At 76.2% G+C, this 14,938-nt stretch carries 15 protein-coding genes; 7 read left to right on the top strand and 8 right to left on the bottom strand.

Annotated elements, in window-relative coordinates:
* Positions 1-12 precede the first annotated feature (12 nt).
* Positions 13-1,536: a D-alanyl-D-alanine carboxypeptidase family protein gene (locus tag QMF98_RS15070; RefSeq protein ID WP_337973738.1), complete on the bottom strand. Its 1,524-nt coding sequence runs from the start codon at positions 1,534-1,536 to the stop codon at positions 13-15.
* A 128-nt stretch (positions 1,537-1,664) separates the two neighbouring features.
* On the opposite strand from QMF98_RS15070, the gene QMF98_RS15075 reads away from it, so the two are divergent.
* The 4 genes from QMF98_RS15075 (at position 1,665) to QMF98_RS15090 (ending at position 3,992) form a co-directional block, all read left to right on the top strand.
* Entirely contained in the window at positions 1,665-2,063 is a 399-nt protein-coding gene (locus QMF98_RS15075) for a hypothetical protein (RefSeq protein ID WP_337973739.1), read from the top strand.
* Between the two features lie 16 nt (positions 2,064-2,079).
* Positions 2,080-2,760, top strand: coding sequence for a protein-L-isoaspartate O-methyltransferase family protein (locus QMF98_RS15080; protein ID WP_337973740.1), 681 nt, complete (start codon positions 2,080-2,082; stop codon positions 2,758-2,760).
* A 7-nt stretch (positions 2,761-2,767) separates the two neighbouring features.
* Positions 2,768-3,397 carry a DUF3806 domain-containing protein gene (locus QMF98_RS15085; protein ID WP_337973741.1) on the top strand — a complete coding sequence of 210 codons (630 nt, stop codon included), beginning with the start codon at positions 2,768-2,770 and terminating at the stop codon, positions 3,395-3,397.
* A 64-nt stretch (positions 3,398-3,461) separates the two neighbouring features.
* Positions 3,462-3,992 (top strand): hypothetical protein, encoded by a 531-nt coding sequence (locus QMF98_RS15090; protein ID WP_337973742.1) that lies wholly within the window; start codon positions 3,462-3,464, stop codon positions 3,990-3,992.
* 39 nt (positions 3,993-4,031) lie between these two features.
* Here QMF98_RS15090 and QMF98_RS15095 read toward each other — a convergent pair whose 3' ends face one another.
* The 7 genes from QMF98_RS15095 to QMF98_RS15125 form a co-directional block, all read right to left on the bottom strand.
* The gene (locus QMF98_RS15095) at positions 4,032-4,985 is read right to left on the bottom strand and encodes a 5'-3' exonuclease (protein WP_337973743.1); all 954 of its coding nucleotides are present in this window, start codon (positions 4,983-4,985) and stop codon (positions 4,032-4,034) included.
* A complete protein-coding gene (locus QMF98_RS15100; RefSeq protein WP_337973744.1) occupies positions 4,982-5,188 on the bottom strand; it encodes a hypothetical protein in 207 nt (68 codons plus the stop codon). Before QMF98_RS15100 ends, QMF98_RS15095 begins: the two co-directional genes overlap by 4 nt.
* A gap of 49 nt (positions 5,189-5,237) precedes the next feature.
* The gene (locus QMF98_RS15105; protein WP_337973745.1) at positions 5,238-7,016 is read right to left on the bottom strand and encodes a hypothetical protein; all 1,779 of its coding nucleotides are present in this window, start codon (positions 7,014-7,016) and stop codon (positions 5,238-5,240) included.
* A 142-nt stretch (positions 7,017-7,158) separates the two neighbouring features.
* Positions 7,159-7,680: an RNA polymerase sigma factor gene (locus QMF98_RS15110; protein WP_337973746.1), complete on the bottom strand. Its 522-nt coding sequence runs from the start codon at positions 7,678-7,680 to the stop codon at positions 7,159-7,161.
* A gap of 142 nt (positions 7,681-7,822) precedes the next feature.
* Positions 7,823-9,283 (bottom strand): MinD/ParA family ATP-binding protein, encoded by a 1,461-nt coding sequence (locus QMF98_RS15115; RefSeq protein WP_337973747.1) that lies wholly within the window; start codon positions 9,281-9,283, stop codon positions 7,823-7,825.
* Positions 9,284-9,473: 190 nt separating this feature from the next.
* Positions 9,474-9,917, bottom strand: coding sequence for an ATP-binding protein (locus tag QMF98_RS15120; RefSeq protein WP_337973748.1), 444 nt, complete (start codon positions 9,915-9,917; stop codon positions 9,474-9,476).
* 112 nt (positions 9,918-10,029) lie between these two features.
* On the bottom strand, positions 10,030-10,275 hold the full coding sequence (locus QMF98_RS15125; protein ID WP_263731290.1) for a PspC domain-containing protein: 246 nt from the start codon (positions 10,273-10,275) through the stop codon (positions 10,030-10,032).
* Between the two features lie 372 nt (positions 10,276-10,647).
* Here QMF98_RS15125 and QMF98_RS15130 point away from each other — a divergent pair, with 372 nt between their 5' ends.
* Genes QMF98_RS15130 through ligD form a run of 3 tightly spaced genes read left to right on the top strand, consistent with a single transcriptional unit; the run spans position 10,648 to position 14,924 of the window.
* On the top strand, positions 10,648-10,896 hold the full coding sequence (locus QMF98_RS15130) for a hypothetical protein (RefSeq protein WP_337973749.1): 249 nt from the start codon (positions 10,648-10,650) through the stop codon (positions 10,894-10,896).
* Positions 10,878-13,796 (top strand): helix-turn-helix transcriptional regulator, encoded by a 2,919-nt coding sequence (locus tag QMF98_RS15135; protein WP_337973750.1) that lies wholly within the window; start codon positions 10,878-10,880, stop codon positions 13,794-13,796. Before QMF98_RS15130 ends, QMF98_RS15135 begins: the two co-directional genes overlap by 19 nt.
* 57 nt (positions 13,797-13,853) lie before the next feature.
* A complete protein-coding gene (gene ligD / locus QMF98_RS15140) occupies positions 13,854-14,924 on the top strand; it encodes a non-homologous end-joining DNA ligase (protein WP_337973751.1) in 1,071 nt (356 codons plus the stop codon).
* Positions 14,925-14,938 lie beyond the last annotated feature (14 nt).

Genomic DNA, 14,938 nt, shown 5'->3' on the forward strand with positions numbered 1-14,938 from the left:
AAGCGCGCCTCGTCAGCCGGTGTACTCCCAGTGCCACGGCTCCGGCTTGCTGCCGTCGGGCTGGGCCCACGCCGGGTGCTCGAACTGGAAGGCCGCGGCATTCTTCACCATCCACGCGTGCTGCGCGGAACCCGGCTGCTCGATGCCGCCGCCGAGGTCCACCGCGATGCCCAGACCGTGGTGCGACGTGCCCGGCGTGGCGCACAGCCAGCCGCGGGTGGACAGGCAGGCGACCTGCGCGGCGTAGGACCTGTAGGAGTCGTTGATCGTCAGGTGGACGCCGAACGCCTGGAAGTAGGCGGCGTCGAGGCTGTCGAGGGCCTCCGCGGCGTCGCACCGCAGCAGGGCACCGCCGTCGAACGTCGGCGCGCACAACGCCGAGGCGGGGATCTTCCCGTTCGGGTAGCCCTGCAGCGACGTCTTCCAGGCGGCCCGCTGCGCGTCGGCGGCGGCCTGGGCGGCGGCGGCCTCGGCAGCGGAGGCGGCTGCCTGGGTGGCGGCGTCGGCCGCGGCCTTGGCGGCGGTGCGGTTGGCGTCGGCGGCGGCGCTGACGGCCGCCGTGCTGCGGGCCAGGGCGATCACCGCGTCGCGCAGCTGGGCGGCGTCGGGGTCGTCCGCACCGAGCACCTGCGGGATGGCGGCAGCCACCTGGTCGGGCGTCTCGACGGCGGTGGCCGACGGCGTCGCGGAGGTGGCGGCGGAGGGCGTGGCGCTCGCGGACGGGGTGGCGCCGGCCGACGGGGCGTCCGACGGCGGCGTGGCCGCTTCCGTCGAGGCGGAGCCGGTCGAGGCGGAGCCGGTCGGGGCAGGAGCGGTCGAGGCGGAAGCGGTCGGGGCGGGGCCGGCGCCTGCGGCCGGGGCGTCGGTGGACGCGCTCGGCGACGGGGCCGCGAGGGCGGCCGCGGTGGACGTCGGGTCCGCACCGGCGGCTGTCGCACCGGGCGTCGGCGAGGTCGACGCCGTCGACGAGGGGCTCGCGGTGGGGGCCGACGGGTCGGGGGCGCCGCCGCGCTCGGCAGCCGCGCCGCCACGCGAGGTGACTCCCGCCCGGTCGGTGCGCGCCGCCGCGTTCTCCTGCTGCACCTTGGTCACCAGGGTGGCCACCTGGGCACGGAGCGAGTCGAGCTGGGCGAGCTGGTCCGCGGACACCTGGGCCTGCGCACCGTCGGCACGCACGGCGACGGCGCGCGCGGTCACGGCGTCGGCCACCTGGGCGACCTTCTCCCGCGTGGAGCGCGCAGCCTGGTCGGCCTGCGCGGCGGCGGTGTCGGCACCGGTCTCGCTCGTCGAGGAGGAGGCCGTGGCGCCCTCGCCGGTGGCGGGGTTGACCAGCACGACGCCGAGCGCGACGGCCAGCGCCACCACGACACCGCCCTGGGCGATGCGGGGGGCGAGCGGACGCGGCGTGCGCGGACGGTGGTCCTGCGGGGCGCGGTGGGCGCCGGCCTGACGGCTGCGGCGCGTGGCGGCGGCCGGCACGGTGGCGACATGCCTGCCGCCTCCGGACCGACGCCGGGGCGGCAATCTGTCACTCACGCGAAACACGTTAAGTGCATCGGACGGTCGTCCAGACCGCTTGAGCCCTTTGCGTGGCGAAGATCTTGTGATGATCTCGTCACGGTGTCGTCACAAGACTGACCCCGGCTTGCCGCTACGCTGCCGCCGTGCCAGACGCCCAGCAGCCCCCGTCGGACCACCTCGCGACGGCCCCGCGGGGACTGGACGATCTCTACGACATCGCGCGACTGGCCGACCGGCTCGGCGTCGAGCACGCCACCATCCGGGTGTGGTTGTCCCGCAAGGTCCCCTGGCTGCCCGCCCCTGACGGGCGGCTCAACGGCGGCGCCGTCTGGCGCGCCACCACTCTCGAGGGCCTCGAGGACCGCCGTCGGCCGGGCCGCCCCGGCCCCAAGCCGCGCTACCGCTCGGCACCGGCCGCTGCCGCCGTCGCCCGCACGGGCCCGCTCCCGATCGTCTCCCAGGACCTGATCCGCACCGGCCCCATCCCGGTCGTCCCGGAAGCCGGACGTCCGGACGGCCCCTGGGGTTCGTCCGGACGGTGACGGACGTGGGCCCGCGGTGAACGGGACGGGTGGCGCCGGCGGCGCCGACCGTGCGGACTCCGACCGGTCGGCGGACGTCGTCGCCGCGATGCGGGCGCTCGACCGCGCCCGCTTCCTCCCGCCCGACCAGGTGGTCCACGCCCACGAGGACCGGGCCCTCCCCCTGTTCCACGGCCAGACCGGCTCGCAGCCGTCGACCGTCGCCGCCATGCTCCGGCTGCTGCAGGTGCCGGTCGGCGGCCGCGTGCTCGACGTCGGCTCCGGCTCGGGCTGGAGCACGGCCCTGCTGGCACGGCTGGTCGGACCGACCGGTGAGGTGCTGGGCCTGGAGCTCGACGCCGAGCTGTGCGCGTTCGGTGCCGCCAACCTCGCCCCCTGGGACATGCCCTGGGCCCGCATCGAGCAGGCGGACCCGGCCCGGCTGGGCCGGCCCGTGCCCGGCGGCTGGGACCGGATCCTCGTCTCGGCGTCGCCGCGGGTGCTGCCCCAGGAGCTGGTGGACCAGCTGGCGGTCGGCGGCCGGATGGTGGTGCCGGTGCAGACGACCATGACCCTGGTGGTCCGCCGTGCCGACGGGCCGCCGGAGATCAGCCGGCACGGCCAGTACGAGTTCGTCCCGCTCCGTACCGGTTCCGCGGGTGAGGCTCCGTGGGCGACCGGCCGGCACGATCAAGGGTGGCCGCGCGGGCGCCGATGAGAACCGCATGCCGCTGTTCCGCCGCACGCCGCGCCCGTCGGGCGGGACGTTGATCCCGACCCCCTTCGGGTCCGTGGAGGACGAGGTGTCCGGCCCCACCCCGCCGGACATCACGCCGGGTGTGGTCGAGGAGCTGAACGACGCAGAGCGGGTGTGGACGGCTCAGCAGCGGGAGCTGCTGCTCGAGCTGTGCGACGCGGTGGTGGACGCCCCGACCGTCGGTCGGCTGTTCGACCGGGTGCACACCGCGTGGCGCGCGACGGTCCGACCCGCCGACCCCGACCTGCTGGTCAACGTGTTCGGGGTGGCGCTCGGCGACCTGATCGCCCAGCGGGTGCCCGGCCTGTCATGGGCCGTCTACCGCGACGACGTGGGCACCGAGCTGGTGCTCGCGCACGCGTCGCACCCGTTGGTGGTCTTCCCGGTGGCTGCCGTCGCCGAGCGGTGGGGGACCGCGGAGCCCGGGTGGTTCGCCGGTTATGTCGCGGAGGCGGCGCGGCTGTCGTCGGCTGTGCTCGATCCGGCGGGTGACGCCGTACCGTGGAACGAGCAGGGGCCGGACCAGGAAGGGCGGGATCACCACGGACAGGGTGACGAACCGCAGGACGGGACGCCGGACGACGAGCGACGCCGCTGAGCCCTCGACGGGCTCGGTGGCCGTCGTGCCTCAGGTCCAGGCGTCCGACAGCCGATGGACCGGTATGTCCGCCTTCACCGAGTCGGGGCCGACCGACGAGCTGCTCTCGGGGTTCGGCGCTCAGGAGACCGAGCCCACACCGCGGCAGCACCGCCGCGCCGGCATCACGCTGGTGGTCGCGTCCGCCCTGGTGGTGGCCGGTGGCGGGATCGGCTGGTGGCTGCTCGCGCCCGGCTCCTCGTCGGGACCCGCGGCGCACGTCGCCGCCTTCGACAGCCCGCAGCAGGGCGGCGACAAGCTCGATGCGGACGACGCGGACCAGCTGCAGGTGGACCCCGCCTCGACCCGGCTGGTGGTGCGCACCCCGGCCGCCGCGACCTACGTAGGACGGTCGGTGTCCGGCCGGCTGTGCATCATGCAGCTGCCGACCGGCGACGTCTCCACCGAGACGTGCGGCCCGGACCGCAAGGGTGTGGTGCTGACCGTGGGCACCCCCCGTGGGGGGCAGGTGCGGCTGGTGGCCGACGGGGGTCCGACGCCCGCAGCGGCGGAAGGCTGGAAGCCGGCCGGTGCCAACGTGTGGACGCACGCCTGACCCGTCGTCGGGTCTGACCCGTCCTGGGGTGCGCCGCGCTCAGACGGCCGCGAGCGCATCCACCAGGCGCCGGACGCTCGACGTCAGGCCCCAGCGCTGCGCCAGCTCGACCACCCGGTCGGCGTCGGCGACCACGCGCGGCAGCTCGTCCGGCACCTGCTCGACCGGGGCGTCGCGGGCCACGCGCACCACGGCGGGCGCCACCGCGAGGTAGTCGGCGGCGTCGGTCAGCCGTCGTCGGGCCGCCGGCGCCAGCGCGGGGTCGGACCGGTCCCGCGCCGCGAGCACCCCCGGCAGGTCACCGAACCGGGCGACCAGCTGGGCGGCCGTCTTCTCGCCGATGCCGGGGACGCCGGGCAGCCCGTCGCTCGGGTCGCCGCGCAGCACGGCGAGGTCGGCGTAGGCGGCGCCCGACGAGACGCCGTACCGCTCGGCGAGGACGCTCTGGTCCACCACCAGCAGGTCCTTGACGCCCTTCGACGGGTACAGCACCCGGACGCGTGCCTCGTCGTCCACCAGCTGGAACAGGTCCCGGTCGCCCGTCACGACGTCCACGGCCGCGCGCTCGGCCGCCGGCCGGGCCACCTCCTGGGTGACCAGGGTGCCGATCACGTCGTCGGCCTCGAAGCCCGGGGCTCCGATGCGGGCGATGCCGATCGCGGCGAGCACCTCGACGATCACCGGGATCTGCGCCGTCAGCGCCGCGGGGACCTCCTCGACCCAGCGGTCGCCGTCCTGGCCGGCCACCCGGTGCGCCTTGTAGGTGGGGATCGCGGCAACCCGGAAGGCCGGCCGCCAGTCGTCGTCCCACGCCGCGACCAGCCGGGCGGGCCGGTGGTCGGTCACCAGGCGGGCGATCATGTCCAGCAGCCCGCGCACGGCGTTCACCGGCGTGCCGTCCGGCGCCTTGACGCTGTCCGGCACCCCGAAGAACGCCCGGAAGTACAGCGACGCGGTGTCCAGGAGCATCAGCCGGTCGGCGCGGTCCGTCATGGCGTGGAGTCTGGCACCCGGGTCCCACGTCGGGCCCGGCGCCTGCGCACCAGCTCGGCGCTGAACGCGACGACAGCGAAGACCGCGGTGAAGACCACGTCCCGTGCACCGTCGAAGTCACACATCACGGCTTGGACCCCGACGAAGACCGTCGCCATGAGCGCGCCGTGCCCCAGGGCGTGCAGGACGTCGGACCGGAGCATCCGGCCATCGTGGCGTGCGGGACGGCCGGGCGGGGCCGGTTCGGCAGGCTCAGCCGGCGGCGGTGAGGTCGAGCTGGGCGTCGACGACCGCGATCACCGACCACGTGCCACCGTCGGCGTCGGTCAGCTGGTAGGTCGGCACCAGCACGGCGGCGCCGGACGGCAGCGTGGTGACGGCGAGCCCGAGGCGGGCTGACGTGATGGTCACGTGGCGGACCGGCCAGGCGATCGCGCTGCCCGCGGACGGCGTGGTCGGCGCCACGGGCGGGGCGGTGGACGACGGGGCTGCGGTCGGCTCGGCGCCGGGCGTGACGGCCGGTGCGGGGGCGATGACACCCGGACCGGCGGTCGCTGCGCCGGACGTCGCGGAGCCGGACGAGCCGGATCCCGCCGTGCGGGACGGCGCTGTGCCGGACGACGCAGTGCCGGACGATGCAGCGGCGGAGGGCGCCGTGACGGACGGCTGCACCTGCGACGGGACGGCCCCCGAGGTCGCCGACCCCGTGCTCGCACCATCCGGCGGCGGGACCGCCCCCGACGTCGCAGAGCCGACCGCCGGTTCCGCCGCACCGCTGTCCACCTGCACGCCGCCCGCGACCATCGGCATGGGTCCGCCGCCGTACGCGCCGAACCGCGGGTCGTTGAGCCGTTCCACCGCCGCGGCCGGGCTGACCACCTGGTAGCGACCCAGGTCCACCAGCGGCGCCAGCGGTCCCCACAGCGACTGGACGCCCGAGCCGACCAGGGTGGCCGACCACGTCACGCCGGTCAGCTGACCGTCCACCACCTGCGAGAACATCACCGTCTCGCGGCCGGCCGTCGGGACCGTCGCACCGGCGGCGTCCCGCACGGGCTTCTGGAGGCCACCCACCTGGACCGTCGCGCCCGTCAGGTCCACGCCGAGCGCGTGGAACAGCGCCCGCACCTTCGCCACGGCCGCATCGCCGGTCGGCGCCGCCGCCGCGTTCGGCCCGCACACCGAGGCGTTGGCCGCGGCCTTCTCGCCGGTGCACGTCCACGGGTCCCAGGCGGGGTCGGAGTACGAGAGCGTCGCCATCCCGTCCCCGGAGAGGGTGAGCACGGCACCCTTCCCGTCCAGCGTGCCGACGGTCCAGGTGCCCCACTGCGCGCGCGGCTCCCCCGCCACGCCGAGCACCTTGGCCGCTCGACGGACGGTGTCGGCGCTGACCACGGACGCGGCGTCGAACGCCCTCGCGGTCCCGGTGCCGCCGGCGGTGGACAGGCCGGACGCGGTGAAGACGGTCCGTGAGCCCCACCAGCGGCCCGGTGCGGGCACGGCGATGGACGACGACGAGGCGCTGCCCGATGCCGCACCGTTCGCCGGTGCCGCCATGTCAGCCCCCGCGCGCTGCGGACCACCGACCTGCGGACCACCGAGCGCGATCGCGGGCAGCGGTGTCGCGCCGGCCGTCGAGCTGCCGCCCGTGCGGCCGCCCAGCGCATATGCCCCGCCGCCGACCACCGCGAGCGCTGCCACCGCCGCCGCAATCTGAAGCCACCGCGGAGCAGCCGCCGGCCGCCACCGACGTCGCGCCACCTCGGCGGCCGGGCCGGAGCCCGTCGCCCCGTCCGTGCGTCCGACGTCGACACCCGTCGCGGCGCGCAGCGTCGCTGCCAGGCGATCCGCGTCCGGCGCCGCGCCGGCGGCGGGGTCGGCGGCGCGCAGCCGGTCGAACGCCGGGTCGTCATGGAGCGCCGGGTCGCCCTCGAGCGCCGGGTCGTCACCGACCGTCGGCTCGGGCGCCGACGGCGCCTCCGGGGGGACCGACCCGTCGGACGGCGTCCAGCCCGGCAGCTTCTCGCTCATGACGACCTCCGTCGACCTCCGTCGGGGCCGCCCGTGCGGCCCGTCATCCGTCCTGTGTCCGCACCGCCGCGGACCTTGCACGCCGTGCCGACGGCGATCGCCCCGGCGCTGAACCGCCCGGCAACGGACGGCCGGCCCCTCCTCAGTCCTCGTCGGCCGTCCACGCCGCCGCCAGCCGCGCCCGCGCACGGCTCAGCGCCGCATCGGCACCGCCCCGACCGATCCCCAGCACCGCGGCCAGCTCGGCACCGCCCAACCCCTCCCAGGCGGCGAGCAGCAGGATCTGCCGGTCGCGGGGCGCCAGGCCGGCGAGCACCCGGCGCACCCGGTCGTCCCCGACGGCACGGAGCGAGGGGTCGTCGTCGGCCTCCGGCGGCTCGGGCAGCTGGTCCATCACCAGGGGACGCACCTTGCGGCGGTGGTTCGCCAGCACGTACGCCGCCGTCCGGTACAGCCACGGCAGCTCGGCGCCGTCCGGCACGTCGTCGCGCCGCCGCCAGGCGACCACCAGCACGTCGGCCGTCAGGTCGTCCGCGTCCCCGGTGCCGTCACGGCGCACCAGGTACCGGTGCACGGCGGTGGCGTGCTGACGGACGAGGGTGGTGAACCACGCCTCGTCGTGCGCCGGCACGGTGGTCGGCTCGAGCGAGGTCCTCGCTGACACGGTGGCTCCTGGAGGCGCGGACGCACGGACACCCCTGTGGTGTGCCCAGCGTGCCGGATCTTGCACGGCGCACGGTGCGGAACCGCCGAACGCCGCGCCGGGCCCGCTCGCACCGTCGGCGCGGGGGCCCGACGACGGGTCCTCAGAGCCCCTCGGCCACCGCCGCCGTCGCCCGCAGCCACGCCCGCCGGGTGGCCGGCCGCAGCTTGTCGTAGTCGATCGGCCCACCGGACACCAGCGCCCGCTCGTAGGGCACCTCGACGACCGTCCTGGTCAGGGCACCGAAGTGGTTGCGCAGCCGCTTCTGCAGGGCCTTGTCCACCTTCGGGTCCGGGGCCGAGAGCACGGTCACCGCCTTGCGGACGGCCTCCTCGTGGCCCATCGCCCGCAGCGCGTCGAGCGCCCACGCGGCCGACTGCGCGGTGTCCTCGCGGACCGTGGTCACCACCACCAGCTGGTCGGCGGAGTCGACCGCCGCCCGCCAGTTCGAGGCGCGCATGTTGTTGCCCGTGTCCACCACCAGCACCCGGTAGAACTGCGACAGCAGCCGGTGCAGACGCTGGAAGCTCTCCGCGTCGACGGAGGCGACCGAGGCGGCGTTCTCGTCCGAGGCGAGCACGTCGAACTGCTCGGTCGGCTGGGTGCGCATGTACCCGTCGAGGTCGCCGATCCGCACGGCGCCGTGCGAGGTCAGCGTCGGCAGCGAGCGCAGCAGGTCGACGGCGGTGCGGGTGTGGTCCGACGGCGCCGACCGCCAGCCCAGGGTGCCGTGCGTCTCGTTGTTGTCCCAGGCGAGGGTGTAGCCGCCGCGCTGCAGCCCGAACGTCGAGGCGAGCAGCATGGTGGCCGTCGTCTTGTGGGCGCCGCCCTTGGGGTTGATCACCACGACGGTGCGGGGCCCGTCGAGGGACCGGCGCACGGCGGCGATGTCGGCACGCAGCCGGCGCTCGGCGCGGCCCGGGCCGGGCTTGACCGCGCCGAACGTCAGCGTGCGCACACCGCGCTGCCAGCCCTGGCGGGCAGGGCCGTTCCGGTCCGAGCGGCGGACGGACACCAGGTCCTCGAGCGTGGGGAGCACCTCGCCGTCGCGGCGCCGGCCGGCGGCGGCGTCCGCGGCGCTCCGGGTGTCGGTGGCGCGGGGCTCGGCGGTGCGCGCGTCCGCGGTGCGGGCGTCCGACGACGAGGCCGCAGCCGTCGCACCGGCCGGCGTCGCCCCGGCGGTCGACGCCGGGGCGCCGATCGGCGCGGAGGCTCCCGGCACCGGTGCGCCGGAGGTCAGCGGCGCGGCCGGCACCGGCGGCGCCGCGAGCTCGTCGGCCTCGTCGGGCTCCGGCGGCGCCTCGTCCACGCGTCCGTCCGGGTGGATCAGCAGCGACCACACCCCGTCCGGGTCGCGCACCTGCACCGGCAGCGGCCGGCCGAGCTCCGCGGCCAGCGCCGCGACCTGCGACGTCACCTCGGCGCCGGCCTGCGCCAGGTCCTCGCGGGCCACCGGGCGGCGGTCGCCGTCCACCACCAGCTCGCCGGTGCCGTCGTCGCGCACCTCGGCCGTGATGGTGGGGACACGCCCCGTGCTGGTCGTCAGGCTGCTGCCGTCGGTCATCCCCGAGAGCTCCTTCGTCGTCCACCGCTGTGCCCGGATCTGCGCAGCTCCGTCGCGCGGACAACCCACGCATGCGCGACGAAACTACGCCGTAGGGTCTCAGGTCGCACCGGGAGAGCGACGAACGCCCAGGCCAGCAGGGTCGGCACGACTCCCCGAACCGCCGCCGGGACGGCCGACGAGGTCGGCTCTAGTCCTCCAGCTCGACGTCGAACCACACCGTCTTGCCGCCGTCGGGATGGGTCGCGGTGCCCCAGGCGGAGGACAGCGCCTCGACGAGAGCCAGGCCGCGGCCGCTCGGCGCGGTCGGCTCGGGGTGCCGCACCCGCGGCCGGCCCTGACCGGTGTCCCGCACGCTCACCCGGACGGTGCGCCGGTCGACCCGCAGGCCCACCAGCACCTCGCCGTCGGCGGGTCCGTGCACCACCGCGTTGGAGACCAGCTCCCCGGTCAGCAGCTCGATCACCTGGTTGTTCGAGCCGACCACACCCTCGGCGGCGATGGCCCGCATCACCCAGTGGCGGGCCAGCCGAGGTGCGTGCCGCTCGGCGCGCAGCGTCAGCTCGTCGTCGACCGGGCGCCAGCCACTCCGGCGCGCACTCGGTGCGCTGGAGAGGTCTCGGACGTCGCCCACGGGACCAGCGTGCCCGATGGTCGTCGGCAGCGCCCTCCGAGGCGCGCGCACCGATGGGTGATCCGCGGCTCGGGACGGGGTCGTCCCGGCTCTCCCCGTGTGCCGGACGGGGTCAGCGGCGCACCGGCGGGGCGGGCCGCCACACCGGCGACTCGATCGGCATGAGGATCCACAGCGCGATGTAGACGATGAGGAAGCTGCCGGGGATCACCAGGTTGGCCAGCAGGAACAGCAGCCGCGTCACCCACGGGCCCAGACCGATGCGCCGGCCGATGCCGGCGCACACACCGGCGACCACCCGCCCCTCGTAGACCCGGATCAGGCCGGTCCGGCCCAGCGGCTCCTGGATGGTGCTCATCTCGTCCTCCCGTCACCGGACGTCCGGGTCGGGTGTCCGCCCCTCGGTCGTCCGGCGCTCTCCGGCGCCGTGCGCGCCGCCTCGTCGTGGTGCCGACCCCCGTGCGGGCCGGTGTGCTCCCAGCCTGGCGCCGGGGCCCGTCGCGGCCCATCGGGGACAGCCCTGATCCGTCCCGGGTTCGTCCCTGAGCCCCTCAGGCCGCTGCCTCAGCGCCACGGGCGGGCCACCTCAGGGGCCGCCGGGGCCACCTCAGACGCCGTCGGCCGCACCGCACCGGCAGGACTGGGCGATCGACCGATCCGCCGACCCGGGCCTCACGACGACCTTGGGGTCATCACACGGAGCAGGACGAAGGACGGGGAGCGCACCACCATGATCGAGATCACGAGGACGTGGCAGGCACCGGCGGTCGACGCCGAGCTGGCCTACCGTCGCGAGCACCTGCTGGACGAGCTGGGCCAGGCACGCCGGGCGGCGTACCTCAGCCGTGCGGCCCGCGCCGAGCGCGCCGCACGCCGCGACGCCGCCGGCCGGCAGCGGTCAGGCGGCCCGGGATCGATAAGCAGGTGGCTGCGTGGGTGGCCCCTGCGAGGATCGGGGGCATGGCACGCAGCCCGATGAGCACGCCGTTCGTCGCCCGTGCGGCACAGGTCGAGCGCCTCTGGGAGGCGTTCGAGGGCGCGAGCGCGGGCGAGCCGTCGCTGGTGGTCGTCGCCGGTGACGCCGGCGTCGGCAAGACGCGGCTGGTGCGCCACGTGAGGAGCCTGGCCAAGCAGGCCGGCGCCCGGACGGTCGTGTCGGCGTGCGTCGACCTCGGTGAGATCGGCCTGCCGTACCTGCCGTTCGCGGCGGCGCTCGCGACGCTGCAGGGCCTGGAGCCGGACGTGGTCGACGCGGTGGTGGCGGACCGTCCGGCGCTCGGCCGGCTGCTGCCCGGCGGGACGGACCGACCGGCCCGGGCCGACGAGGCGCAGGACCGGTTCGAGCTCTTCGAGGGCGTGGCCGACGTGCTGGCTCGCATGGGCACGGCCGAGCGGCCGCTGCTGGTGGTGCTCGAGGACCTGCACTGGGCGGACGCCTCGTCGCGGGACCTGCTGCGTTTCCTGGTCAGCCGCCTGGCCATGCAGCACCTGCTGCTGGTCGCCACGTACCGCACGGACGACCTGCACCGGCGCCACGCCCTGCGCCCGCTGATCGCCGAGCTGGTGCGGCACCCGCGCGTGCAGCGGCTGGAGCTGCTGCCGTTCGACGAGCCGGAGCTGCGGGAGTTCACCACGGCGGTGCTCGGTGCTCCCTTGGACGACGACACCTTCGGCCGGGTGGTCGCCCGCTCGGAGGGCAACGCGTACTTCGCCGAGGAGCTGCTGGCGGCCGGTCCCGAGACGGACGAGCTGCCGTGGTCCCTGGTCGACGTGCTGCGCGTGCGGCTCGAGGCGCTGCAGCCCGCGTCCCAGCGCCTGGCCGAGCTGGTCGCCGCCGCCGGACGCAGCGTCCCGGAGACGCTGCTGCGCGCCGCAGCCGCGGCCGACGACTCCGCGGTGCTGAGCGGGCCGGGCGCCGTGGACCTCGCCCTGCGGGACGCCGTCGCCCAGCACGTGCTGGCCGCCGAGGACGGCGGCCGCATCGCGTTCCGGCACGCCCTGCTGGCCGAGGCGGTGTACGGGGACCTGCTGCCCGGCGAGAAGTCGGGCCTCCACCGCGCCTACCTCCGCGCGATGCAGGCCGACCCGACCGTCGCCTCGTCGGCCCGTCTGGCCAGCCACGCGCTGCGCGCCCCGGACCTCGACGTGGCGCTCACCGCCTCCTACGCCGCGGCGAGCGAGGCGCAGGCCGTGCTGGCGCCCGAGGAGCAGCTGCAGCACCTCGAGGTGGTGCTCCGGCTGTGGGACGCGGCCCCTCGTGCAGCCGCCGGGCTGCCGGAGGACCACGTGGCGCTCCTGGGCCTCGCGGCGGGCGCGGCGTCGGAGGCCGGGCGGGCGGACCACGCGCTGCAGCTGGCTCGCGCCGCGGTCGACGAGACCGGCCACGACCCACGCCGCCAGGCGGGCTGCCGCACGGCGCTCGCCCGGTTCCTGCTCGATGCCGACCGGGTGCACGAGGCCCGGACCGAGGCGTCCCGCGCCGTGGCCGTGCTCGACGAGCCGTCCGCCGACCGCGCGTGGGCGCTCGCCACCTACGCGCGCGCCGCGATGAACATGGACCTCGACGAGGAGGCCGAGGTGGTGGCGACCCAGGCGCTCGAGGTGGCGCGGGCCGTCGGCGCCACCGACGCCGAGTCGGACGCGCTGACCACGCGGGCGCTGCTGGTCAGGGAGTCCCCGGAACGGTCCGAGGAGCTGCTCGAGGCGGCGCTGGTGCGCGCCGAGGAGTCCGGGGACCTGGCGACGGAGCTGCGGACCCGGTTCAACCTGGTGTCCGGCCGCTACTACGCGGGTGACCTCGCCGGGGCCGCCGCGCTCGCGGCGAGCAGCGTGGCGCGCGCCGAGCGGCTCGGCGCCGGCCGCGGGGCGTACACGCTGGAGCTGCGCTGGATGGCGGAGCTGATCCGGTACCAGTCGGGCGACCTCACCCCCGGGTCGGCGGCGCGCGCCCCGGTCGACCAGTGGGACGAGCACACGTCGTGGCTGGCCGTGGCGTGCACGTACGCCGCCGTCGCGCGGGGTGACGAGGACGCCGTCGAGCGCGGACGGGCCCTGGTGGCGCACCGGGACCGGGACCCGCAGATCCTGCTGATCGCGGGCGGCACCACGGTCGACGCGCTGACGTGGCGGGGCGAGCCCGACGCCGCCGTCGAGCTGGCGGCGGACGTGATGACCGGGGTGGCCGCCTCCTGGGGCGAGTACGTGCTCGGCGGCATCTGGGTGTGCGCGCTCGCGCTGGCGGCGCACGCCGATGCGACGGAGGAGGAGCGGCTCGCCGGCCGGGACGTCACGCAGCGGCTCGAGGCCGGCGAACGGCTGCTGTCGCACGCCGAGGACACCGCGGTGAAGGGTCGTCCGCGCGGCGGCCGGCTGGGGCCGGAGGGTCGCGGCTGGGCCGCACGGGCCCGCGCCGAGCACGCGCGGCTGAACGGCCGACCGGAGCCGGAGCTGTGGGCGGCGGCGGTGGCGGAGTTCGGCAACGGGTTCCGCTACGAGGTGGCCCGCACGCGGTGGCGGTGGGCCGAGGCGCTGCTGGCCGCCGGCGACCGCAGCGGTGCCCAGGGGCAGGCGTTGACCGCGCTGGCGGAGGCCGAGGCGATGGGGGCGCGGCCGCTGGCCACCGCGGTGCGGGCGCTGGCGCGCCGGGGCCGGCTCGAGCTGCCCGGCACCCGGGCCGAGACGGCGGACGTGCTGACGGCCCGCGAGGCGGAGGTGCTGCGCCTGGTGGCCCAGGGGCTGTCCAACCGGCAGATCGGCGAGCGGCTGTTCATCTCCGCCAAGACCGTGTCCGTGCACATCTCCAACCTGCTGGCCAAGCTCGGCGTGTCCGGTCGCGCGGAGGCCGTCGCGGTGGCCCACCACCGAGGGCTGCTGAGCTGAGCCGGCAGGCCGGCGGCAGGGGGTGCCGGTGTCGGTGCGCGGCTCTAGCGTGAGCCCATGCCGAGCGCCAGCACGCCCGCCGTCGAGCTCGAGGTGCGCGGCCGCACCGTGCGCGTGTCCAACCCGGACCGGGTCTACTTCGCCGAGCGGGGACTGAGCAAGCTCGACGTGGTGGAGTACTTCGTCGCGGTGGGTGACGGGATCCTCGGCGCGCTGCTGGACCGCCCGACGACGCTGGAACGCTGGCCCCGCGGCTGGTTCGCCGACGCGAAGCGGGCCACCCGCGCCGACTCGTCAGGCGACGCGTTCTACCAGAAGCGGGTGCCGCAGGGCGCCCCCGACTACGTCCAGACCAGCCGGATCGGCTTCCCGAGCGGTCGCACGGCCGACGAGGTGGCACCGACCGAGCTGGCCGTCGTCGCCTGGGCGGCCAACCTCGGCACGCTGACCTTCCACCCCTGGCCGGTGGTGCGCGACGACGTCGACCGGCCTGACCAGCTGCGCATCGACCTGGACCCGCAGCCGGGCACCGACTTCACCGATGCCGCCCGGGTCGCGCCGCACGTCCGCGAGCTGCTGACCGAGCACGGTCTGACGGGGTTCCCCAAGACGTCCGGTGGCCGCGGCATCCACGTCTTCGTGCCGATCGAGCCGCGCTGGACCTTCACGGAGGCCCGGCGCGCCACCATCGCGTTCGGCCGGGAGCTGACCCGCCGGCTGCCGGAGCAGGTGACGGTGAAGTGGTGGAAGGAGGAGCGCGGCTCGAAGATCTTCGTCGACTACAACCAGATGGCCCGCGACCGCACCATCGCCTCGGCCTACTCCGTGCGGGCCAACGCCCGTGCCACCGTGTCCGCTCCCCTGCGCTGGGACGAGATCGCCGACGTGGCACCCGACGACTTCGACGTCACGACGATGCCGGCGCGGTTCGCCGAGGTCGGCGACCTCTTCGCCCCGCTGGTCGCCCACCGTGAGCCGCGCTACTCGATCGAGTCGCTGCTGGAGCTGGCCGAGCGGCAGGAGCGCGACGAGGGCGAGGGTGACCTGCCCTATCCGCCCGAGTACCCGAAGATGCCGGGCGAGCCCAAGCGCGTGCAGCCCAGCAAGGACGCCGACCGCCCCCGCTGACCGGCGCCCGCGTC

Source organism: Cellulomonas sp. NTE-D12 (assembly GCF_027923705.1).
Classification (GTDB): domain Bacteria; phylum Actinomycetota; class Actinomycetes; order Actinomycetales; family Cellulomonadaceae; genus Cellulomonas.